18 protein-coding genes are annotated in these 20,822 nt (G+C 67.1%); 10 read left to right on the top strand and 8 right to left on the bottom strand.

The window, feature by feature from the left end; genetic code table 11:
* The first annotated feature begins 4 nt into the window (after nucleotides 1-4).
* Together OXU32_14925 and OXU32_14920 are read left to right on the top strand one after the other, a co-directional pair.
* Nucleotides 5-751, top strand: a complete 747-nt coding sequence (locus OXU32_14925) for a hypothetical protein (GenBank protein MDE0075249.1) — start codon at nucleotides 5-7, stop codon at nucleotides 749-751.
* A gap of 732 nt (nucleotides 752-1,483) precedes the next feature.
* Nucleotides 1,484-1,939, top strand: coding sequence for a hypothetical protein (locus OXU32_14920; GenBank protein MDE0075248.1), 456 nt, complete (start codon nucleotides 1,484-1,486; stop codon nucleotides 1,937-1,939).
* A gap of 109 nt (nucleotides 1,940-2,048) precedes the next feature.
* On the opposite strand, the gene OXU32_14915 is transcribed toward OXU32_14920, so the two are convergent.
* A complete protein-coding gene (locus tag OXU32_14915) occupies nucleotides 2,049-2,339 on the bottom strand; it encodes a type II toxin-antitoxin system RelE/ParE family toxin (GenBank protein MDE0075247.1) in 291 nt (96 codons plus the stop codon).
* Between the two features lie 27 nt (nucleotides 2,340-2,366).
* On the opposite strand from OXU32_14915, the gene OXU32_14910 reads away from it, so the two are divergent.
* Nucleotides 2,367-2,705, top strand: coding sequence for a HigA family addiction module antitoxin (locus OXU32_14910; GenBank protein ID MDE0075246.1), 339 nt, complete (start codon nucleotides 2,367-2,369; stop codon nucleotides 2,703-2,705).
* A gap of 190 nt (nucleotides 2,706-2,895) precedes the next feature.
* A complete protein-coding gene (locus OXU32_14905) occupies nucleotides 2,896-3,711 on the top strand; it encodes a hypothetical protein (GenBank protein MDE0075245.1) in 816 nt (271 codons plus the stop codon).
* A 15-nt stretch (nucleotides 3,712-3,726) separates the two neighbouring features.
* Here OXU32_14905 and OXU32_14900 read toward each other — a convergent pair whose 3' ends face one another.
* From OXU32_14900 to OXU32_14890, 3 genes are read right to left on the bottom strand one after another with little or no spacing between them, the layout of a single operon-like run.
* The gene (locus tag OXU32_14900) at nucleotides 3,727-4,782 is read right to left on the bottom strand and encodes a 2-oxoacid:ferredoxin oxidoreductase subunit beta (protein MDE0075244.1); all 1,056 of its coding nucleotides are present in this window, start codon (nucleotides 4,780-4,782) and stop codon (nucleotides 3,727-3,729) included.
* Complete coding sequence (locus tag OXU32_14895; protein MDE0075243.1) at nucleotides 4,779-6,650, bottom strand: 2-oxoacid:acceptor oxidoreductase subunit alpha; 1,872 nt, start codon at nucleotides 6,648-6,650, stop codon at nucleotides 4,779-4,781. Before OXU32_14895 ends, OXU32_14900 begins: the two co-directional genes overlap by 4 nt.
* A complete protein-coding gene (locus tag OXU32_14890) occupies nucleotides 6,632-8,431 on the bottom strand; it encodes an FAD-dependent oxidoreductase (protein MDE0075242.1) in 1,800 nt (599 codons plus the stop codon). Before OXU32_14890 ends, OXU32_14895 begins: the two co-directional genes overlap by 19 nt.
* Before the next feature lie 305 nt (nucleotides 8,432-8,736).
* Here OXU32_14890 and OXU32_14885 point away from each other — a divergent pair, with 305 nt between their 5' ends.
* The gene (locus tag OXU32_14885; protein ID MDE0075241.1) at nucleotides 8,737-10,209 is read left to right on the top strand and encodes an Nramp family divalent metal transporter; all 1,473 of its coding nucleotides are present in this window, start codon (nucleotides 8,737-8,739) and stop codon (nucleotides 10,207-10,209) included.
* Between the two features lie 4 nt (nucleotides 10,210-10,213).
* Entirely contained in the window at nucleotides 10,214-11,356 is a 1,143-nt protein-coding gene (locus OXU32_14880; protein ID MDE0075240.1) for a phosphatidylserine/phosphatidylglycerophosphate/cardiolipin synthase family protein, read from the top strand.
* A 68-nt stretch (nucleotides 11,357-11,424) separates the two neighbouring features.
* On the opposite strand, the gene OXU32_14875 is transcribed toward OXU32_14880, so the two are convergent.
* Entirely contained in the window at nucleotides 11,425-12,273 is an 849-nt protein-coding gene (locus tag OXU32_14875) for a sulfurtransferase (GenBank protein ID MDE0075239.1), read from the bottom strand.
* A 272-nt stretch (nucleotides 12,274-12,545) separates the two neighbouring features.
* On the opposite strand from OXU32_14875, the gene OXU32_14870 reads away from it, so the two are divergent.
* Nucleotides 12,546-14,756, top strand: a complete 2,211-nt coding sequence (locus OXU32_14870) for a heavy metal translocating P-type ATPase (GenBank protein ID MDE0075238.1) — start codon at nucleotides 12,546-12,548, stop codon at nucleotides 14,754-14,756.
* On the opposite strand, the gene OXU32_14865 is transcribed toward OXU32_14870, so the two are convergent.
* The 3 genes from OXU32_14865 to OXU32_14855 all read right to left on the bottom strand — a co-directional run bounded on the left by OXU32_14865 (nucleotide 14,728) and on the right by OXU32_14855 (nucleotide 16,448).
* A complete protein-coding gene (locus OXU32_14865; protein ID MDE0075237.1) occupies nucleotides 14,728-15,384 on the bottom strand; it encodes a methyltransferase in 657 nt (218 codons plus the stop codon). The two genes, OXU32_14870 and OXU32_14865, sit on opposite strands and share 29 nt — an antisense overlap.
* A 13-nt stretch (nucleotides 15,385-15,397) precedes the next feature.
* Nucleotides 15,398-15,832 carry a DUF6526 family protein gene (locus tag OXU32_14860; GenBank protein ID MDE0075236.1) on the bottom strand — a complete coding sequence of 145 codons (435 nt, stop codon included), beginning with the start codon at nucleotides 15,830-15,832 and terminating at the stop codon, nucleotides 15,398-15,400.
* Nucleotides 15,833-15,899: 67 nt separating this feature from the next.
* Entirely contained in the window at nucleotides 15,900-16,448 is a 549-nt protein-coding gene (locus OXU32_14855; protein ID MDE0075235.1) for a cytochrome c-type biogenesis protein CcmH, read from the bottom strand.
* Between the two features lie 166 nt (nucleotides 16,449-16,614).
* Between OXU32_14855 and OXU32_14850 the strand changes: the two genes are divergently transcribed.
* The 3 genes from OXU32_14850 to OXU32_14840 all read left to right on the top strand — a co-directional run bounded on the left by OXU32_14850 (nucleotide 16,615) and on the right by OXU32_14840 (nucleotide 20,818).
* The gene (locus tag OXU32_14850; protein ID MDE0075234.1) at nucleotides 16,615-17,418 is read left to right on the top strand and encodes an MBL fold metallo-hydrolase; all 804 of its coding nucleotides are present in this window, start codon (nucleotides 16,615-16,617) and stop codon (nucleotides 17,416-17,418) included.
* A gap of 29 nt (nucleotides 17,419-17,447) precedes the next feature.
* Nucleotides 17,448-18,221, top strand: coding sequence for an MBL fold metallo-hydrolase (locus tag OXU32_14845; GenBank protein ID MDE0075233.1), 774 nt, complete (start codon nucleotides 17,448-17,450; stop codon nucleotides 18,219-18,221).
* Nucleotides 18,222-18,526: 305 nt separating this feature from the next.
* The gene (locus OXU32_14840; protein ID MDE0075232.1) at nucleotides 18,527-20,818 is read left to right on the top strand and encodes a DUF2723 domain-containing protein; all 2,292 of its coding nucleotides are present in this window, start codon (nucleotides 18,527-18,529) and stop codon (nucleotides 20,816-20,818) included.
* Nucleotides 20,819-20,822: the final 4 nt, after the last annotated feature.

Raw genomic sequence — 20,822 nt, 5'->3', positions numbered from 1 at the left:
CGCCATGCCCCAGGACGACCCCCCGCGCCGAGGTCCGCCCCGCCGCTACAGCGACAAGGAGGTCGGCCGTCTGCTGAAGTACGCCACCGAGCTGCAGCGGTCGAACGAGGCCGGTGGGCCCGGTGGCCAGGAGGGTCGCGGGATGACGCTGGCCACACTGCAGGAGGTGGCCGCGGAGGCGGGGATCGAGCCGCGCTACATCCAGTTGGCGGCGGCCCGCATCGACGGCCCGGAGCCCACGGGACTCAGAGACTCGCTGGCCGGCACCCCGCTTCTGGTTCGCGCCGAGCGGATCATCCCGGGCGAACTGCGGGACGAGGACTACGAGCAGATCGTCACGGAGATCCAGATGGCTACCGATGTACCGGGCGACACATCGATGGTCGGGCGCATCCTGACGTGGAGATCCGAAACTTCGGACTACCAGACTCGCTCCCTTCAGTTGATCGTGGCGTCGCGCAACGGCGAGACGCGCATCCAGGCCGAAGAGCGCCTGCAGAGTTACGCGGGAGCGCTCTACGGCGGTGTCGTGGGCGGAGGCGGGATGGGAATCGGGATGGGTCTCGGTTTCGGAGTGGGCCTGGGAGCGCTGGGCTCGGCTCTCTTCGCACTGGCCTTTCCCTTCGCCCTCACCGGCACACTGTACGTGGCGATGCGCCAGGTCATGAAATCGACCGGACGCAAGCGCCGCGCGGAGGCGGAAGCGCTGGTGGACCGGATCGCCCGGTACGTGCAACTGCCATCGCAATAGCAGGCGGTACACGTGAGTTGCGCCGGTTCCTCGATCAGCTCCTGGCCATGGTCATTCTCCTGGTGGTCACCAAACTGGCCGCCCAGGAGGGAGGCTTCGCTGGCCCTGATCGCCCTCGCTGCAGTGTCCTGCGATTCTGCGGAGGGACCGGAGGCGGTTGCGATTCCTCTGACGCCGTTCACGTCTTCGCCAGCCCCTCTTTCCATTAACGGGTATCTGGCACTCACCACCGAGGCCACGGCGTGCGTCGTTGACGACTACGAAACAAGGGTTCACTGCATCTATCGTGACGGTGAACAGGCGGATGTCTTCGGACGGCAAGGCGGAGGTCCGGGGGAGTTCCGTACCCGACCCCGGCTGGTCACGCGCGGACCTGACGGTACCGTCGCCGTCATCGGATACAACTGGATCGCGCTATTCGAGCCTACCGGAAGGTTCGTTTCCGAGGCGCCGGTGCCAAGGAGTATCAGGCTCTCGGGATCGGCAGACTCGGTGTTGATGGGCTCCCAGCTTGAAAGCGATGGTCCATCGCGTTCCGTGCATGTGCGGCACCTGGAAATCGATATCGCAACAGGGGAGATCCTCTGGGAACGGTATTTCCCGACCGCGATAGTCGCGCCGGCCGACTGTCCCCCGTTCGTGTTCTCCACGGGAAGCACCCGTCGGAGCCTGGGTAACGCACGAAGGTTTCCGTCCGGCGGCATCGTCTTCGCCTCCCTTTGCCGCGGACAAATGCTGTACCTCTCCGACCCGGACGACGAGTTCGGGATCCTGGTACAGCCTCCCCTGCACACGCTCGAGTACCCCACCCGCAGAGATGTGGAGCGCTACCTGGAAGCCTGCGAATTGCCAGCCACGAGGCTGCTCAGCCTGCCCTGCGAGGTTGAAGAATACCGACGGAGACCCAAGTACTACGGCATACACTACTGGGTCGACGACCAGGACCGGCTCTGGGTCCTCACCGACCGCGACCGCGAGCGTTACTCCTACCTAGACGTGTACACGGGACCCGAGTTTTCCGGCTCGGTGCGCGTGCGCCATCGGGGCGTGGGCTTCGACGTGCTCGGCTCGACGCTCGCCGTGCTGGTCGAGCGTCCGGTCGGACCTGACGATGCCGATGCGATCCCGGACCGCGGAATCGACTGGTACGACATCCAGCGGCTGAAGTTCGGGACGCCGATCCCGTGACGAATTGGTTTGAGAGCGTCTGGCTCAGCGCAACGGAGGCGTGACACCAAGATGTCGTTGACACGTAGCACGGGCTACGTTATACTTGCTCCCGAGAGAACTCAGAATCCTAGTGGTAGTCAGTTATCTCCACTTCCCTGGGACCATCGGATGCCCAAACGAAGCAGACTCGGTATTGCTTGTTGATCTTGATCGCCCACTGCCCTGCTCGCTCTCGGTGCAGCTTATGCAGCCCGTATCCAAGACCTTTGAGATCTTGCAGGCTCATCGCGTAGTTGAGCGCGTCCAACACTTCCATCGCCGCGGAGAACAAATGGGTAGGGCACGCCTTTCGGGCAGCTTTGGTATTCTGCCCGTCGAAGATGTCTTCCGTGCCCTTGTCGCCGAATGAGACGATCACGGTAACGACCCTCCAAAGGAACACCCAATGATTCGATTGCCGAAGAACCGTCCTCCCACCCACCCTGGCCTGCACGTGACGAGGGTCATAGCCACGCATGGGCTTACGCAGACGAGAGCTGCCCGAGCGCTCGGGATTTCATTCCAGCGGCTGAACGCCGTCATCAACGAGCGGCGAGGGGTTACCCCGGATACCGCGCTGCGACTTGAGAAGTTGTTTGGGGTGTCCGCTGGCTTCTGGCTCACCAGCCAACTAGCATGGGATCTCTGGCACCAGATGCGAGAAGAATCCACAATATCCGCGGTTGGCCGAATCGAGCCGGTTCGAGCCGACGAGCGCCAGGAAACGCCGGTTGGCATCCGGTAGGTTCTCATCAAGATCATTTGTCTTCGGTCTCCGAGACACGAGAGGACGTTCGGTCGAGTTTCCAAGATAAGGACTACTTTATCCTAGCCTATCAGTGCTGTGCTGTCAAGTGTCACTGCTACCAGTTGACAAGAAGGGCATCGCATACCAGATTACTTCCTGCGTATCTACTTGCAGGAGGTGCATGAGAATGCCAGAGACGACAAAGCCATCGCGGACCCGAAGCCCGGAACATCCAGCAATCGCACTCGAAGACGCCATTGAGCGCACCAGGACACTCTACGAGCAGGAGCACTTCAATGAGGTGCCAGCGGCAACCGTTCTGGACCACTGGGGATATCGCCCCAAGAGTGGCCTCGGACAACGGATCCTGGCAGCCCTCCGACACTACGAACTCCTGGAAGAAAAGGGTAGCGGAGATCAGCGGGTAGTTTGGCTGTCCGAGAACGGCAAGGTGCTGGCGCTCAAGGCGCCCGCTGATCCAGGGTGGATTGAAGCGTGCCGGGAAGCAGCGTTGGCTCCGACGATCCACGCGGCTCTCTGGGAGAAGTGGAAGGAAGGCGGTCAACTCCCCTCGGAAAGCACGATGCGTTGGGAACTGGCCAACCGAGGGTTCAACCGGAAGGCGATCGACAGCTTCAGCGCAACCTTCCGGGCTACGTTGCAGTTCGCCAGCCTGCTTGGTGATGGCGTTCGCGACACGCCTTCGGGCGAAAGCGACGCATCAGACCCGCGCGAACCGGAACCCGATGCCCTTGCCGAAGAGCCGGAGAGCAGCCCGAGGACCATTGACCGACCGATGCCGTCGACGGATGCCTCGACAACGAAGGACTGGGACTTGAACATCCCGCTTGTGAGCGGCGGTCAGGCTGTCTTGAGAATCCCCATCCCATTGAACGAGACGGACTTCGAACTGGTGAAGGCAGTCGTCAACGCGAATCTGGACGCACTCAAGCAGTCCATCACTCGTAAACCGGCGGGGATGGAAGACCCGGAAGAGGAATAGCCCCGAACCTCCCCCCTACCTGAACTCCTCCATCAGCGCGTCCATCTGCTCGCTGCCGGGGCAGAGGTCCTCGTGGGACAGCTCGGCGAGCGGCGTGGGCGTGGTCGCGTTGTCGTCGTGCATGTCCTCGCCGCCGGGGTCAAGGTAGAGGAGCCCCGTCACCACCTCGCCCCGGTTCTGCAGCGATCGGTAGTGCTCGTAGGCGGACAGGCGGTCGGTGGGGTCGTAGTCCTCGGGGACCTTGCGGAAGCGCACCATGCTGCCGTCGTGCATGGTGATGGAGGTGCGGCTCCCCTTCTCGTACGAGGCCGAGATCTCCGAGCGGATGGGCACGAAGTCCACCGGCACCAGCTCGTGTCCGTGGTGGCGGGTGTAGAGGTAGCTCTTCGTCGACCCGACGTGGTCGTTGAAGGTGACGCACGGCGAGATCACGTCCAGGAAGGCGAATCCCTTGTGCATCAGCCCGGCCTTCAGCAGTGGGAGGAGCTGCTGCTTGTCGCCCGAGAAGCCGCGCGCGACGAAGGTGGCCCCCAGTGTGAGCGCCAGCGCCACCGGGTCAATGGGCTCGCTCTTGTTGGGCACGCCGCGCTTGGAGCGCGAGCCCACGTCGGCGGAAGCCGAGAACTGCCCCTTGGTGAGCCCGTAGACGCCGTTGTTCTCCAGCACGTACAGGATGTTGACGTTGCGGCGGATGGCGTGGCAGAACTGGCCCAGGCCGATGGAGAGCGAGTCGCCGTCGCCGGAAATGCCGATGTAGTAGAGGTCCTTGTTGGCCGCGTTGGCCCCGGTCGCGAGGGCGGGCATGCGCCCGTGCACCCCGTTGAACCCGTGCGCCTCGTTCACGAAGTACGCGGGCGTCTTGGCCGAGCAGCCGATGCCGCTCATCTTGGCGATGCGGTGCGGCGGGATGGAGAGTTCGTAGAAGGCCTGGATGACCGCGGCGGTGACCGAGTCGTGGCCGCACCCCGCGCACAGGGTCGAGATCGTGCCCTCGTAGTCCCGCATGTGCAGGCCGAGGTCGTTGGCGCCCAGGCCCGGATGCCGGACCGCGGGCTTGGCGATATAGGTCATGCCACCGCTCCTTCCGGCCGCTCCGCTGCCGGCCGCACCTTCGTTTCCTCCGGCGCGCGACCCAGGTGTTCGTTCACCTCGCCGGCCACGAAGGCCGCGCTCATGGGGAAGCCGCCGTAGTCCAGCACCGAATGCAGCCGGGCCGGATCCACCTCGGTCTCGTTCACCAGCAGCCGTCTCAGCTGCGCGTCCCGGTTCTGCTCTACCACGATGTTGAGTTCGTGCGCGTCCAGGAACTCGCGTACCAGAGCGTCGAACGGGAAGCCGCGCACGCGCATGTAGTTGACCGGCAGACCCTGTCGCTCCAGGATGTCTGCCGCCTCACGCACCGCCCCGTCGCACGACCCGATGGTCACTAGCGACATGGTCGCGCCCTCGCGCATGCGCACGGCCGGCGCGGGCACCTCGCTCGCGGCGGAGTCGATCTTCCTGCTCAGCCGGTCCATCACCTCGGTGTACTCGTCGGCGTCCTCGGTGTACGTCCCGCGGCTCGTGTGCCCCGAACCTCGCGTAAAGTACGCCCCCTTGGGGTGCACGCCCGGAAGGGATCGGTACGGAATGCCGTCGCCGTCCACATCCATGTAACGGTAGAATTTCTGGATCTTTTCCAGTTCCGCGGCCCCGAGCACCTTGCCGCGGTCGGGCACGAAGCTGTCGTCCCAACGGAGCTTCGGGATCATCCAGTCGTTCATGCCGATGTCCAGGTCCTGCACCAGGAAGACCGGGCTCTGGAAGCGCTCGGCCAGGTCGAAGGCCTCCACCGCCATCTGGAACGACTCCTCCGGATTGGCCGGGAAGAGGGCGATGTGCTTGGTGTCGCCGTGCGAGGCGTAGGCCACCGCCGCGATGTCGCCCTGCTGCGTGCGGGTGGGCATGCCCGTCGACGGCCCTACCCGCTGCACGTCCACGAAGACCGCCGGGATCTCGGCGTAGTAGGCCAGCCCGATGAACTCGCTCATGAGCGAGACACCGGGGCCGCTGGTGGGGGTGAAGGCGCGCGCGCCGGCCCAGCCCGCTCCGATGACCACGCCCGCCGCCGCCAGCTCGTCCTCGGCCTGGGCGATGAAGAAGCTGCGCTCGCCGGTCTCGGGATCCTTGCGGAAGCGCTCGCAGAAGCGCTTGAAGGCGTCCATCAGCGAGGTCGAGGGCGTGATCGGATACCACGCGCCCACCGTCGCCCCGGCGAACACGCAGCCGAGCGCCGCCGAGGTGTTGCCGTCCATGAGCACGTGGTCCGAGGTCGCGTCCATGGTCTGGAGCCGGATGGGCAGCGGGCAGTCGAAGTGCTCCATCGCGTAGTCGTAGCCCAGCTCGATCGCCTTGTAGTTGGAACCGATGAGCTTGGGCTTGGCCGCGAACTTCTCCTGGATCATCCCGCGGATCACGTCCAGATCCATCGACAGAAGCGCGGCCAGAGCACCCGCGTACGCGATGTTCTTCATCAGGATGCGCACCCGCGCCCCCTTGAATTCGCGCACGCACATCTCCCCCAGGGGAACTCCGAGGAAGGTGATGTCGTCCCGCAGGAACTCCTTGGCCATGGGCCAGGAGGAGTCGTGCAGGAGGTACCCGCCGGGGCGCACCTCGGCGATGTCGCGCTCGTAGGTGGCGGGATTCATCGCCACGATGAGGTCGAACTCCGGGGTGCGCGCCGAGTACCCTTCGTGGCTCACCCGGATCTCGTACCAGGTCGGGAGCCCCTGGATGTTGGAGGGGAAGACGTTCTTGCCGGTGCAGGGGATCCCCATGCGGAAGATCGCCTGCATGATGAGGCCGTTCGCGCTCGCCGAGCCGGTCCCGTTGACGGTCCCGATCTTGAACGCGAAGTCGTTGGTCCGGTCGGTCTTCTCTAGACGTGGGTCGGACATGCCGCTTCCTGCCCCGCGTAGGGAATCAACAGTTCGAACTTGCGCATGTCCCAGGCCGCCGTGGGACAGCGCTCCGCGCACAGGCCGCAGTGGACGCAGAGATCCTCGTCCTTCACCATCACGCGTCCGGTCTGGGGGAGTCCTTCTGATACCATCAGATCCTGGGTGAGGTTCTCCGCGGGCGCCATCAGGCGCGTCCGGAGATCCTCCTCATCGCCGTTCACGGTGATCGTGAGGCAGTGCACCGGGCAGATGTCGATGCAGGCGTCGCATTCGATGCACAGCTTGGCCTCGAAGTGGGTCTGGATGTCGCAGTTGAGGCAGCGCTCCACCTCGCGCGCGGTCTGCTCCGGGTCGAACCCCATCTCCACTTCGATGGACAGCTCCTCGAAGCGGCGCACCAGCTCCACGTGCTTCATCTTCTGGCGCGGCGAGGGATTGTAGTCGTTGGAGTAGGCCCACTCGTGCATCCCCATCTTGGCGGAGATGAGGTTCTGGTCCTGCGGCGGGCGGTCTTCGGTAAGCGACAGCCCCTGGCAGTAGTTGTGGATCGAGATGGCGGCCTGGTGGCCGTGCTCCACCGCCCAGATGATGTTCTCCGGCCCCCACGCCGCGTCGCCGCCCACGAAGATCCCCTCGCGGGTGGTCATGAAGGTGGTGCGGTCGACCTCGGGCATGTCCCAGTGGTTGAACTCGATGCCGATGTCGCGCTCGATCCAGGGGAACGCGTTGTCCTGGCCGATGGCGAGGATGACGTCGTCGCAGGGGAGGATCTCGGTGTCGTGCACCGTCGCCTTCAGCCGTCCGCTCTCCTCGTCCTTGTGCCAACTGACCAGCTCGAACTCCATCCCGACCAGCCTGCCGTCTTCCAGCACGAACCGCTTCGGGGAGTAGTTCTCGACGATGTCGACGAGCTCCTCCTCGGCGTCCTCGAGCTCCCAGGGCGACGCCTTGAAGTAGGGCCGCGACTTGCGCGCCATCACCTTGATGTCTGTGCCGCCGAGGCGCTTCGAGGTGCGGCAGCAGTCCATCGCCGTGTTGCCGACCCCGATCACCAGCACGCGCTCGCCGATGGCGTCGACGTGCCCGAAGTGCACCGCCTCCAGCCACTCGATGCCGATGTGGATGTTGTCGGCGGCTTCCTGGCGGCCCGGGATGTTCAGCTCCTTGCCCTTGGGGGCGCCGGTGCCCACGAAGACGGCGTCGTAGCCCTCCTCGAGAAGCTCCTTCATCGAGTCGATGCGCGTGTTGTAGTGGATCTCGACGCCCATGTCGAGGATCATGTCGATCTCTTCCTCGAGCACCGCGACGGGGAGCCGGAAGGCGGGGATGTTGGTGCGCATGAGCCCGCCGGAGCGAGGGAGCGCCTCGAAGATCGTGCACTCGTAGCCCAGCGGCATGAGATCGTTGCAGACTGTGAGCGACGCCGGCCCGCACCCGACCAGGGCGATGTGCTTGCCGTTCTTCACCACCGGTATCTCCGGCAGGCGATTGTCGGTCGGATCGCGCAGGTCGGCCGCAACCCGCTTCAGGCGGCAGATGGCGACCGGTTTGCCGTCCACGCGGGTGCGCCGGCAGGCGGGCTCGCAGGGACGGTCGCAGGTGCGGCCCAGGATCCCCGGGAAGACGTTCGAGGACCGGTTCAGCCAGAACGAGTCCGTGTAGCGGCCGTTGGCGATGAGCCGGATGTACTCGGGCACGTTGGTGTGGGCCGGACAGCCCCACTGGCAGTCCACCACCTTGTGGTAGTAGTCGGGGTTGCTGACGTCCGTGGGTTGCATCAGTCCTTGGCCGTGTACCCTTGGGAACGCATGCGGCTCGCGGAGTTGGCGTCAGCGCGGACAGGCGCCGAGGCAGCCGGAGACGAGGCGGAAGCGGGGGAGGGGCCGAGTGTTGGTCACGAAAACGGCTTGTCTGGGTACGACCCCGTCTGTGGCTGGGCCGGAAGGCCCGTTGGCGCTGGGGGTCGCATCCGACCCCGAGTGTTCCCAATGATGTACCAGAACGCCTTCGATGGCAAGATTTTGGGGACGCTGCGCGTCCCGTTACCAATTCACGGTCAAACCGAAACGGAGGGCGGTGACCCTTGCCTGAACGACAGACCCCCGAATCCCGGACCGGCCTGGCCCCCTTCCGGAGCGCCGAGCTGCCGGTCCCGCCCCGGCCCCGGGGACTGGCCTGGATCGGGGTCGTGGGCCCCGGAGTGATCGTGCTGGGCGCCTCCATCGGGGGCGGGGAGTTTCTGCTGGGCCCATCCGCCTTCGTCCGCTACGGGCTGGTGCTGCTCTGGGTGACAGCGGTCGCCACCTTCCTCCAGACCGTGTTCAACACCGAACTCATGCGCTGGACGATCGCCACCGGCGAGCCCGTCTTCACCGGGTTCATGCGCACGCGGCCGGCGGCGCCGTTCTGGGCCGTGGTCTACGCGCTGCTGTACTTCCTGCAGCTTGGGTGGCCGGCCTGGGCGGGCACGGCGGCGGGCGCGGTGTTCTTCCTGGTGTTCCGCGACCTGGCCGGGCCGGAGAACGCCGGACTGGTGCATGCCTTCGGGGTGGGGACGTTCGTCCTGTGCGTCGCCATCCTGCTCTTCGGACGGCGCATCGAACGCACGCTGGAGATCCTGAACTGGATCCTGGTAGTGGCGATCCTCGGGACCTTCCTGGTGCTGGCGCTCATGTTCGTGGCCCCGGAGACCTGGGTCGCGGGGGCGGCGGGGCTGGTGGGATACGACCCGGCGCAGGGGGCGTTTCGCTTCATTCCGGCGGGCGCCGACTTCTTCCTGATCGGGGCCTTCGCGGCCTACTCGGGTGCGGGCGGGATGACCAATCTGACCCTCTCCAACTGGGCGCGCGACAAGGGGTACGGGATGGGCAGCGTGGTGGGCTACATCCCGGCCGCCGTGGGCGGCAAGCAGGTGCGCCTCGCCCCGACCGGCTACATCTTCGACCCCACCGCGGAGGCGATGGGCCGGTGGCGGGGGTGGTGGCGCATCGTGCGCGCCGACCAGTGGGGCATCTATTTCACCGGCGCGCTGCTCGGGATGATCCTGCCCGCCGTGCTCTACGTGACCTTCATCGAGGCCGGCACCGACATCCGCGGCCTGTCGGTGGCGGCGGCGCTGGCCGACGCCATGGCCACCCGGGCGGGCGCGCTCTTCGGGGGCATCATCGCCCTCATGGGCGTCTGGATCCTCTTCAAGACCCAACTGGACATCGTCGACGGAATGACGCGCGCCATCACCGACATCCTGTGGACGGGCTCCCGGCGCGTGCGGCGCTGGCGCGGGGGGGACGTGCGCTTCGTCTACTACACGGTGCTCGTCGGGATCGCCGGATGGGGGATCATCGGCCTCGGACTGGCGCAGCCGATCGTGCTGCTGCAACTGGGCGCCAACATGGCCGGCATCGTGTTCGTCATCTCCTCGCTTCACCTTCTTTACATCAACACGCGCTTCCTTCCGAAGGAGATACGCCCGCCGATGTGGCGGAGGGTGGCGCTGGTCGCCACGTCGGTGTTCTACGGGGCGTTCGTGGTGCTCTGGCTGAGCGGGCTTTTCTAAGGCGATGGCCGACGACGGCAGGTCCTCCCTGCGGGTCGGCGCGCGCGCCGAAGTCCTGGTCGACTCCGAAGCCGTGTGGGCGGCCGTTCAGGCCGATCTCGCCGCGGCGCGCCAGTACGCCTTCATCCAGACCTACTCGTTCGAGGGCGATTGGGTGGGGACGGCGCTCTCGGACGCCCTGCTCGCCGCGCGCGCGCCGGACCGCCGGCTGCTCGTCGACTCCTATACGCGCGCCAACCAGAACGACCGCTGGATCGCGCTTCCCGGAACGCTTTTCGATCGCGGGTTTCGGGCGGAGGTGCGCAACACCGGGCGACTGGTGCGCCTGCTGCGGTCCGAGGGCGTGGGCGTCCGCTTCGGCCGCCCCTTCGGGATGCTCGGGCAGCGCTTCCTCAACCGCGACCACAAGAAGGTCATCCTCTTCGACGACCGCGTGTCCTACATCGGGGGCATCAACTTCTCCGAGCACAACTTCGCGTGGCACGATCTCATGGTGCGGGTCGAGGATGCGGATGTGGCGCGCTTTCTCAGGCGGGACTTCCAGTCCTCGTGGGAGGGGAGTTCGCGGTATGCGCGGGCATCCTTTCCAGGGCCGGAGCTGGACCTTCATCTGCTGCCGGGTGAAGGCAACCGCGCGGCCTATCGCGACCTACTCGGGCTCATCGATGGCGCCAGGCGCTCGATTGACGTCATCAGCCCCTATCTGAGCCCGCCCTTCACGGATCATCTGGCGGCTGCCGCGGCGCGTGGCGTCCGGGTCCGGATCGTGACCCCGCGCTCGAACAACAAGGCCTATCTGCAGAAGTATCTGCTGGCGATGGCGGAGCGGGCCGGCTTCGAGGTCTGGCTGTTCGAGGGTGGCATGATCCACATGAAGTGCATGCTGATCGACGACGGCATGCTGGTCACCGGGTCCTCCAACTTCGACCTGATGAGCTACAACGGGTTCCTGGCCGAGATCGTCGCGGTTTTCCGGTCAACGGAGGTCGTCGCAGCGTTCCGGCGCCGGGTCCTGGAGCCGGATCTGAGGGCTTCGCGGCGGTTCGAGGACGATGGCGGTGCCGGAGGGGGACGGCTGGGGAGAGCGCTGCGCGCGATGCCGATCCGGGTCGCGAAACGGGTGGCGAGAGTGCTCGGTCCCGGGTGAGGGCACTGCGTCCCGGCGCGGCCGCGTGCTGACGATGTTGGCCCGCGTCAAAATGGGGCCAGGACGGCTCAGCCGCGCTCCACCGGACGGTCGGGATCCGTGACCCATTGGCTCCACGAACCCGCGTAGAGCCGCCCGCCGCCGAGCCCGGCGTGTTCCATGGCGAGCAGGTTGTGGCAGGCGGTGACGCCGGAACCGCAGTACGACACCGAATGCTCCGGAGGCGTGTCGCCGAGGATGGCCCGGAAGCGTTGGCGGAGCTCCTCGCGCGACTTGAAGGTGCCGTCCGCGGAAAGGTTTTCCTCGAAGGCCGCGCACACCGCTCCCGGGATGTGGCCCGCCACCGGGTCCAGCGGTTCGACCTCGCCGCGGTAGCGCTCTCCGGCGCGTGCGTCGATTAGGGGGGTGGAGGCGTCTCCGAGGCTGCCGAGCACGTCGGCCGCCGGGACGACGCGCTCGGGCCGCGGCGCGGCCGAGAAGACCCGCGCCGGCCGCGCGGCCACCTCGGCCGTGGTCGGCCGCCCCTCGGCGCACCAGCGCTGCCAGCCGCCGTCGAGCAGGGCGGCCGCGTCGTGGCCGACCCAGCCGAGCATCCACCAGAGCCGCCCCGCCATCGCGCCTCCCATGTCGTCGTAGGCCACGACCTGCACCCGCCCGTCGACGCCCCAGGCGCCGAGCGTGCTCGCGAAGTCGGCGGCCGCCGGAAGCGGGTGGCGGCCGGTCGTGCCCGGGACGATGGGACCGGAGAGGTCTTCCTCCAAGTGGGCGTAGGCGGCGCCCGGAATGTGCGCCGATGCGTACTCGCGCCGGCCATGTTCGGCGTCGGCCAGGGAAAAGCGGCAGTCGACGATCACCCAGTCGGGATCGTCGAGGTGTGCGAACACTTCTTTCGGGGTCACAAGCGTGGTGAAGGACATATCGGCGTGATCGGGGTAGGGAGGGTGAGCATCGGGATTCGCTTGTTCCGGATCCCTGTGAAAAGTTCACGTGAACATTCTCGGTCTTCGCGCGCCAGCAGTCCATCCACGGGCGGCCAGACCAGCGCGCCAAGTGGAAGAGACTGTAAGTAGTCGCAAACAGACCGCCGACCACGAGGTGACTCTTGTCGGTTGCAAGCCGAATCGTACCACCCTCCGGCCAGGCCGGCGAAGGTGCCGCACCCGCCCGGCTTGAACTCCCCGTCACGGGGATGTCGTGCATGGGTTGTGCGGCGACCATAGAGAACGTCCTGCGCGCGGGCGTCCCCGGGGTGGTGAGCGCGGACGTTAACTTCGCCTCCGGGCGCGCGACCATCCAGTACCAGCCCGACGCAGTGACCCCCGCCGAGATGACGCGCGCCATCGAGGAGGCCGGCTACGGGGTGGTCGCCGAAGCGCTGGAAGAGGAGGACAGGGGTTCCGGAGCAAGAACGGAGGACGCCGAGGCGGCAGCCCGCGCGCGCGAGATCGACCGGCACGGCCGCGAGTTCCGCACCGGGCTGGCCTTCACGCTCCCCCTCTTCCTGGTCAGCATGGGCCGCGACTTCGGGCTGGTGGGCGCGTGGGCTCATGCGACCTGGGTGAACTGGGCCTTCCTCGCCCTCGCGACCCCGGTCCAGTTCTACGTGGGATGGAGCTACTACACCGGCTCCTTCAAGGCACTGCGCAATCGCGGCGCCAACATGGACGTGCTGGTGGCGCTGGGGTCTTCGGCGGCGTTCTTCTACAGCGTGGTCGTGACGGTTGCGCTCACCGTCGGGGTGACCACGGCGGGCGAACACGTCTATTTCGAGACGGCCGCGGCGATCATCACCCTCATCAAGCTGGGCAAGTGGCTGGAAGTCCGGGCCAGGGGCGAGACCGGCGACGCCATTCGCCGGATGATGGCGCTCCGCCCGCGCACCGCCACCCTCCTCGCAGACGGGGAGGAGCGGGAGGTGCCGCTCGACCAGGTACAGGTGCGCCAGGTCGTGCTGGTGCGCCCCGGCGAGCGGATTCCGGTCGACGGCGTCGTGCTCGGCGGGCGCTCCTCGGTGGACGAGAGCACCTTCACCGGCGAGAGCCTCCCGGTGGACAAGGAGCCGGGGGCGGAGGTGATCGGCGGCACCCTCAACCACGAGGGGCTGCTGCAGGTGCGCGCGACCCGGGTGGGCGCCGACACCGCCCTGGCGGGGATCGTGCGCCTGGTGCGCGAGGCCCAGGGCAGCAAGGCGCCCGTGCAGCGGCTGGCCGATCGGGTGGCGGGGATCTTCGTGCCGATCGTGATCGTGATCGCGGCGGGGACCTTCCTGGTGTGGTGGATGGCCGCGGGTGCCGGTCTGCCGGCCGCGCTGATCCGCACGGTGGCGGTGCTGGTGATTGCCTGCCCGTGCGCTCTGGGGCTGGCGACCCCCACCGCCGTGATGGTCGGGATGGGGGTGGGGGCGGGGAAGGGCATCCTGTTCCGGAACAGCGAGGCGCTCGAGCTCGCCCGGCAGCTGAAGGTGGTCATGCTCGACAAGACCGGCACCATTACCAGGGGCGAGCCCGCAGTGCGCAAGGTGGTGGGGAACGACCCGCGCAGGATCCTCGGGATGGCGGGCTCCGCCGAGTGGGGCAGCGAGCATCCGCTGGCGCGCGCAGTGGTGCGGGAGGCACAGGCGCGCGGCATCGAGCTGGAACGTCCGCGCGACTTTGAAGCCGTGCCGGGGTCGGGGGTGGCAGCCACCGTGAGCTATCACCGTGTGGTGGTGGGGAAGAGGCGGTTCGCGGGCATCCTCGGCAGTCTCGGGCAGGACCTGGCGACTCAGGCGGAGCGCCTGGAGGCGGAGGCGCACACGGTGGTCTGGGTCGCGGTCGACGGGCGCGCGATCGGCCTGATCGCCATTGCGGACGAACTCAAGCCGGGCGCCCGCGACGCGATCGAAACGCTGCGAAGGCGCATGCGGGTGGTCATGGTCACCGGCGACAACGCGGCCACCGCCGCCGCCATCGCCGACGAAGCCGGCATCCGCGAGGTGCGCGCCGGCGTCCCGCCGCGCGAGAAGGCCGAGGCGGTGAACGCCCTCAGGGAGGAAGTGGGCGGGCGCGTCGCCATGGTGGGCGACGGCACCAACGACGCTCCCGCGCTAGCCCGCGCGGATGTCGGCATCGCCATTGGAACGGGCACCGACGTGGCCATCGAAAGCGCCGACATCACCCTCATGGGCGGCGACCTGGCGGGCGTGCACGAGGCCATCCACCTGTCGCGCGCGACCATGCGCACCATCCGCCAGAATCTCTTCTGGGCCTTTGGCTACAACGTGGCGCTCATTCCGGTAGCGGCCGCCAGCAGCATGCTCCACCCCGTTCTGGCCGCGCTGGCGATGGCCTTCTCGAGCGTCAGCGTGGTGCTGAACAGCCTGCGCCTGAAGCTCAGGGCCGACCGGCCTCTGGCCTGGTGAAGACCAACACCCGCCAGACCACGCCGGCGCGCTCGAATCGCTTCACGAGTCCGTAGCTCTCCACCACCGCCTCCACCGCGGAAGGCTCGTGCGCGAAGACGCGGAACGGATGCCGCCTGAGCCGCTGGATGAAGTTCACCAGCCCAACGCCGAAACGGGCCAGCGGTCCGCCATGCGGCATCACCAGCCCGAGGGTCCGCCTCGCCAGGGGCGCCGCCGCGCCCAACAGGGCCGGCATGTCGGGATAGCAGCAGACCACCCGGTCGAGAGTCACCAGGTCGGCCGCCGGGAGTTCGCGCGCCCGCTCGACGAAGTCGCCGTCGACGTAGCGAATGCGTTCGGCATAGCCCCGCGCCTCGGCCTCGGATCGCGCCGCGCGCAGGAACGCCGGAGCCGCGTCCGAGTGGGTTCCCCCGGCCGCCCCGCGCGCCATCAACTCGTGCTGAATGGCCCCGATGCCCCCGCCGACGTCGATGAAGGTGCGGCCCTCGACGCCGTCCTGCGCTACGGCCCCCAGCAGCCGGCGCGTGGCTTTGGCCGGGCCCTTGCGGCGGAACCTGCGCAGGTTCCTGAGCGCGTGCGCGTCGTCGAACTGGCGTTCGAGCCCGCAGCACTGGCGACAGCTCACGGCGATTCGCGGATCAGATGCGCTGGTGGTCGGCCCGCCAGTCCTCTACGGCCTGCTTGATCTCCTTTCGGTCCGTCAGCTCGCCGTCGAGGACCGCGCGCACCAGACCGGACAGCTCCGCGTCGGAAGCGAAGCGCAGCCCGATCAACTGATCCGTCGTCAGATCCTCGATTCGGCTCTTCAGGTCATCCGGAAGGAGTCTCTCCATGCGCAGGCGCTCCTCGAGGCGGATCACCCGGTCCTGCACGCCCGTCGAAAAACGGCGCGCGAAGAGAAGGCCCGTCGCCGCGCTGGCCGCGACCAGGAACAGGGCCAGGTTGCCGGTGCTGAAGTCGGTGACGAGCTGGTAGCCGATCGCCAGCGCCGCCGCCGTGGAGCTGTAGGCCCCGGCAAGGAACAGCAGAGGAGGCCGCTTGGCGTGATTGGCGTAGTTCTGGGGTTCGGCCATCAGGACTCCGGGGTCCGGGGTGTTGGTCGGGTGGCCGGGCGTTGCGGCGCTCAGGAGCTCCGGCGGCCTACCAGTCTTCCTTCTCCAGCTCCTTCATCTCCTTCCGCAGTCGGTCCCAGTCGGTGTCGGAGATGTCCGAGTCCACCACCGGGACGCGCTCCCGTCCCTGGGCCACGTTCCTGCGCACGAAGAAACCGATGAGGATGCCGGAGAAAGCCACCGCGACCCACGGCATGACGTAGCCCACCCAGTTGAAGCCCTCCATCGGCGGCGAGCTGATGATGTCCGTGCCGAAGTCGGCGACGAAGCCGGCCAGGATGACCTCCTCGGACTCGCCTGCCTCCAGCGCCGCCAGGATGCGCTGGGTGAAGGCGGGGGATTCGCTGCACTGCATCTGGTACTGGCAGATATGGGTGTCCAGGTTGCAGCTGCAGGTGCAGCGGATCATCTGTTCGATGCGGAGCAGGTCTTCGCCGTGCGGCCCGTCGTGGGAGTGCCGGAAGACGACGGCATCGGTGTAGCCCGCGTGCGAGGGGCCGGTGGAGAGGGGCTCCTGTGGCGCGCCGTGGGCGTGCATGGCAGAAGCGGCAAGCAGGATGGCGGCGGCAGCAGTCATGGTCGTCCTGTATCCTGGGGAACCGGCCGGTCCGGCGGCCGGAGTCTGATTGAATCTAACGGGTTGGGGTGAGGTCGGGGCAACTCGCTCTGGCGCTGGCGCCCCCATCGCTACACCTTCGCGGGTGCCTCTCGGCGGAGAGGCGTCATCTCCCTCGAAACGCGCCATGCCCAGAGAAATACATCCCGGGATCCACTGGATTCAGGAATTCGGGCCGGATCGGCCGGGGATCGCGAAGTCCCTGATCGATCGCGGAGCCCACTGGTATCGTCCCGGGCGCGAGATCCACGTTCCGCAGAACGCCTTCCTCTTCGCCGGGGACCAGACGTTGCTCTTCGACACGCTGTCGCCGGCCGCGACTGAACAGATTCTCGCAGACCTGGAGCGGGTGCTGGACGGCCGAGCGCTCGACTACCTCGCGCTCTCGCACCCGGACGTTCCCCACGCGGGCAACACCTTCCGAATACTGGAGCGGCATCCCGGGGCGACGCTGGTGGCGCCCCGGTTCGGAAGGACGCACGAACTCTATCATCTGGAAGACGCGCACAAGGTGGGTCCGGGGGACTCGCTCGATCTGGGAGGGAAGCGGCTGCACTTCCACGATGCCGCCTTCCTGGACGCCGCGATGTCGATGTGGATGACCGAGGAGACCACGGGGATGCTCCTGCCCGTCGACTGGATGGGGCTGCCGCTGATGGACGGGGAGGGGCTCCTGTTCGCGGACGAGTTCGGCTCTCCCGTGGACGAGGACCGCTACGCGGAATTCCACGGGCGCGTCATGTTCTGGATGCGGTACGTGGATGTGGCGCGCACGCAGAAGGAGATCGATCTGGTGCTGGAGACCTATCGTCCACGCATGATCGCCTCCGCGCACGGACCCGTGATTCGCGCCGACGTTCCGCGCTACTTCGAGATGATGAAGGACGTCGTGGAGCGGGTCGCAACCGGCGGCCGGACGGGGGTGCTGTGAGCCGGGTGGAGAGATACGACGACGGCGCCATGGGCGCTGGAACGACGCCGGGCGGACCGGGCGCGAGCGTGGCGCTTACGCGGGACGTGTCCTGGATTGCCGAGAACTACCGGCTCGGCGAGGGCCGCAACGTCCACGTGAGCGTGTTCCTGATCCGCGCGGGAGAGCAGAACATCCTCATCGACTCGGGCTCGTTCTATCATCGCGAAAGCCTGGTCCGGCGCATTTCGAGCGCCACCGCCGGCGAAGGAATCCATTCGCTGGTGCTGTCCCACTCCGACTATCCGCATTCCGGGAACATCCCCGCGTTCCGGCGCCGCTGGGGCGACTTCGAGATCGTGGCCTCCTCCGGCGAGCCGGAGATCCAGGGGCTTCCGTACGCGCGCCGCAGCCGGATCGGGGGCAGTCTGGAGGTGGCCGGGCGGAAGATCGACTTTCTCGATCCCCCGCTGGCAGACCGCTCCCACACCTCGTGGATCTACGACCGCGCGTCGCACGTGCTTTTCGTCGCGGACGGCTTCGGCTATCACCATGCGGACGACGAGACCGGGCTGACCTCGCGCGAGTTGCCCGACGGCTTCCGGAGTGAGGAGATCTACACCTTTCACCGCGACACGCTGATCTGGCTCCGCTACGCGGATCCGCCCGTGCTCATGGGGGTGCTGCGCGAGATGTTGGAGGCGCGTGACGTGTCCTGGGTAGCGCCCATCCATGGCAACCCCATCGCGGCCGAGCATCTGGACGACTACCTGGAGCAGCTCGAGGAAGGGGTGCGGCGTATCGTGCGGGAGCAGGCGATCTGAGACGGGCAATCTGCCATTTTGGCAGACGAAGGGCGCTGCGTAGAGCCAGCCTGCGCCGGGAGCCTGACAAAATGGCAGACGTGAGACCGTCCTCTACCGGTAGAACAGCTCCACCAGGCTCATCGGCACGGCGGGGGCTAACAGCAGCCGCACCGCTTCCGATGCTGGCTCCCCAAACCGACCCGACCGGCCGCGCTTGAGCTCTCGTCCTTGCAACGGGAAGGCTCCGGCGGGCGTCCCAATCAAAGGACTGTGGGCCGCCCAGCCGGGGCGAGCGGATGGAGCGTGATCCGGGGAGCGACGGAATGAACGGTATCGAGCTCGAGAAGGTCGGCCCCCTGACGCTACGCGCGTGGGGGCTGGCGACGGCGCTCGTGGTGTGGGGTCTCTACTTGCTGACCCTCGCGCCGACGGTCGGTTTCTGGGACAGTTCGGAGTATGTGACCACGGCGCACATCCTCGGGTTGCCGCATCCCCCGGGAAACCCGCTCTTCGTCCTTGTCGGCCGCGTGTGGAACCTGCTGCTCGGATTCACGGGTCTTCCGGTCGCGCTGCGGATCAACGCCCTCGGAGCCACACTGTCGGCCGGCGCGAGCTTCTTCTGGTTTCTGGCGGTCGCACGGATCGTCGGGAGGTTCCGCGAGAACCGGCACGAGGTGCTCGTGGCCGCGATCGTCGGCGTGTGGGTCGGCGCCACCACCTTCACGGTGTGGACCCAGTCGAACCTCAACGAGAAGGTCTATCCGCTCTCGATGTTCATCGTCGCACTGGTGAGCTATCTGGCCATGGCGTGGATGGACGAGGCGGATACGACACGCGGCAACCGGCTGCTGCTGCTCATCGCGCTGGTGCTCGGGCTGGGGTGGGCGAATCACACGATGTCCCTGTTGCCGGGGCTGGCCCTCGCGGCTCTCGTGCTCATCCACCGCTGGCGCACGGCGCTGAATCCGCGCGTTCTCGGGCTCGGGATCCTGCTGCTCGCGGTCGGCTATTCCATGCAGTTCCTCTTCGTTCCCATCCGTTCGGCGCAGAACCCGATCATCGATGAGGCCGATCCGGAGTGTCCCACGCTCGTCTCCGCCATCACTCCGAAGCGGATCACGGATCGCTACGGCCAGAGCAAGCTCGCCGTGACGTGCGAGCCGCTCGCGCTGTCGCTGATCCGCGACCAGTACGCGGCGCCGCCGATCACGCAGCGCCAGGCGCCGCTGTCGGCGCAGATGGCGAACTACCTGCAGTATTTCGACTGGCAGTGGGCGCGGGCACTACCGCCGGGGGGGCGGCTCGCCGCGAGCATTCTCTTTCTCTTCCTCGCCCTGGTTGGCCTCTGGACCCACTTGCGGAGCGACCGAAAGACGTTCGTATACGCCGGGACCCTGCTGTTCACGGTCACCCTGCTGCTCGTCTACTACCTCAACTTCAAATACGGCTATTCGATCTACCGCGAAGCGGTGCCCGGCATCTCGGCTCACGAGGTTCGCGAGCGGGACTACTTCTTCGTCATCGGTTTCCAATTGTGGGGGATCTACGCCGGGGTGGGACTCGCCTCGCTCTGGGGCCGTTGGGCCGTGTCCGTGCCGGCCGGCGTCCCGGAGGGTCGGCCCTCGGGATTCAGTGCTCGGCACCGTAAGGCGGCCGCGCTCCTCGCCGTTGGACTCATCCCCTTCGGCTTCAACTTCACCCGCGCAGATCGCAGCGACGAGCGGGCGGCCCGCAACTGGGCCTACAACATGCTGCAGTCCGTCGAGCCGTACGCCGTGCTGTTCACCTACGGCGACAACGACACCTTCCCGCTGTGGTACTTGCAGGAGGTCGAGGGAGTCCGCCGCGACGTGACGGTCATCGTCCAGACCTATCTGGGAACCGACTGGTATCATCGGCAGCTTCGTCGCTTGACGACGCCATGCGGGCCGGGCGAGTCCCCGGAGGATTCTCCGACGACGATCGTGTGCCAGCGTCCGTTCGATCCGACGACCGCGCCGAATCTCTATGCGGAGGCGGATACGACGCCGCCCACCCGCTCGGCCGTCCCTCCGCCCGGTTCGGGAGTCGACGATCTCCAGCGGTCGTTGCGGGTCCCCGAGGACTCGACATACCGGCTCTCGGTTTGGGTCACCGGGACCGTGCGCGGGGGTGACATCGTGTCCCCTGGGGACATCCGCGCGTTCCAGATTGCGAGACAGTCGCTGGGGGATCGGCCGGTCTACTTCGCGGCTACCGCCGGCCAGGTGTGGGACAAGTGGCAGCTTAAGTCCCACCTGGTACGCCACGGACTTGCCTTCAAGCTCGTGGACGCTCCGCTCGAGGCATCGGAGACCCTGGTCGACCTGACCGGGCACGTTGCGACGCCGTGGGTACCCACGTGGAACGATCGGACGCGGACCGGAGCGCTGCTCGAGGACGTGTATCTCGTCGACGACCTCCTCGAAATGGAGGAGTGGCCCGAGCCGTCGTCGAGGTCGAGTGTCCCGTCCGCGTACTCCATGGCGCACGCCTTCCAGGGAGTCTCCGAGCAGTTGCACGGGAACGTGGCGGCCGCGGCACGGGCGTACGGGCGCGCGAACCACTTCGGGCGACTGGCCAACGGCGGCGATTAGCCGG

The sequence above is a fragment of the Gammaproteobacteria bacterium genome (assembly GCA_028819075.1).
Taxonomy (GTDB): Bacteria; Gemmatimonadota; Gemmatimonadetes; order Longimicrobiales; family Gaopeijiaceae; genus BD2-11.
This window is presented reverse-complemented; position numbering and strand designations above follow the sequence as displayed.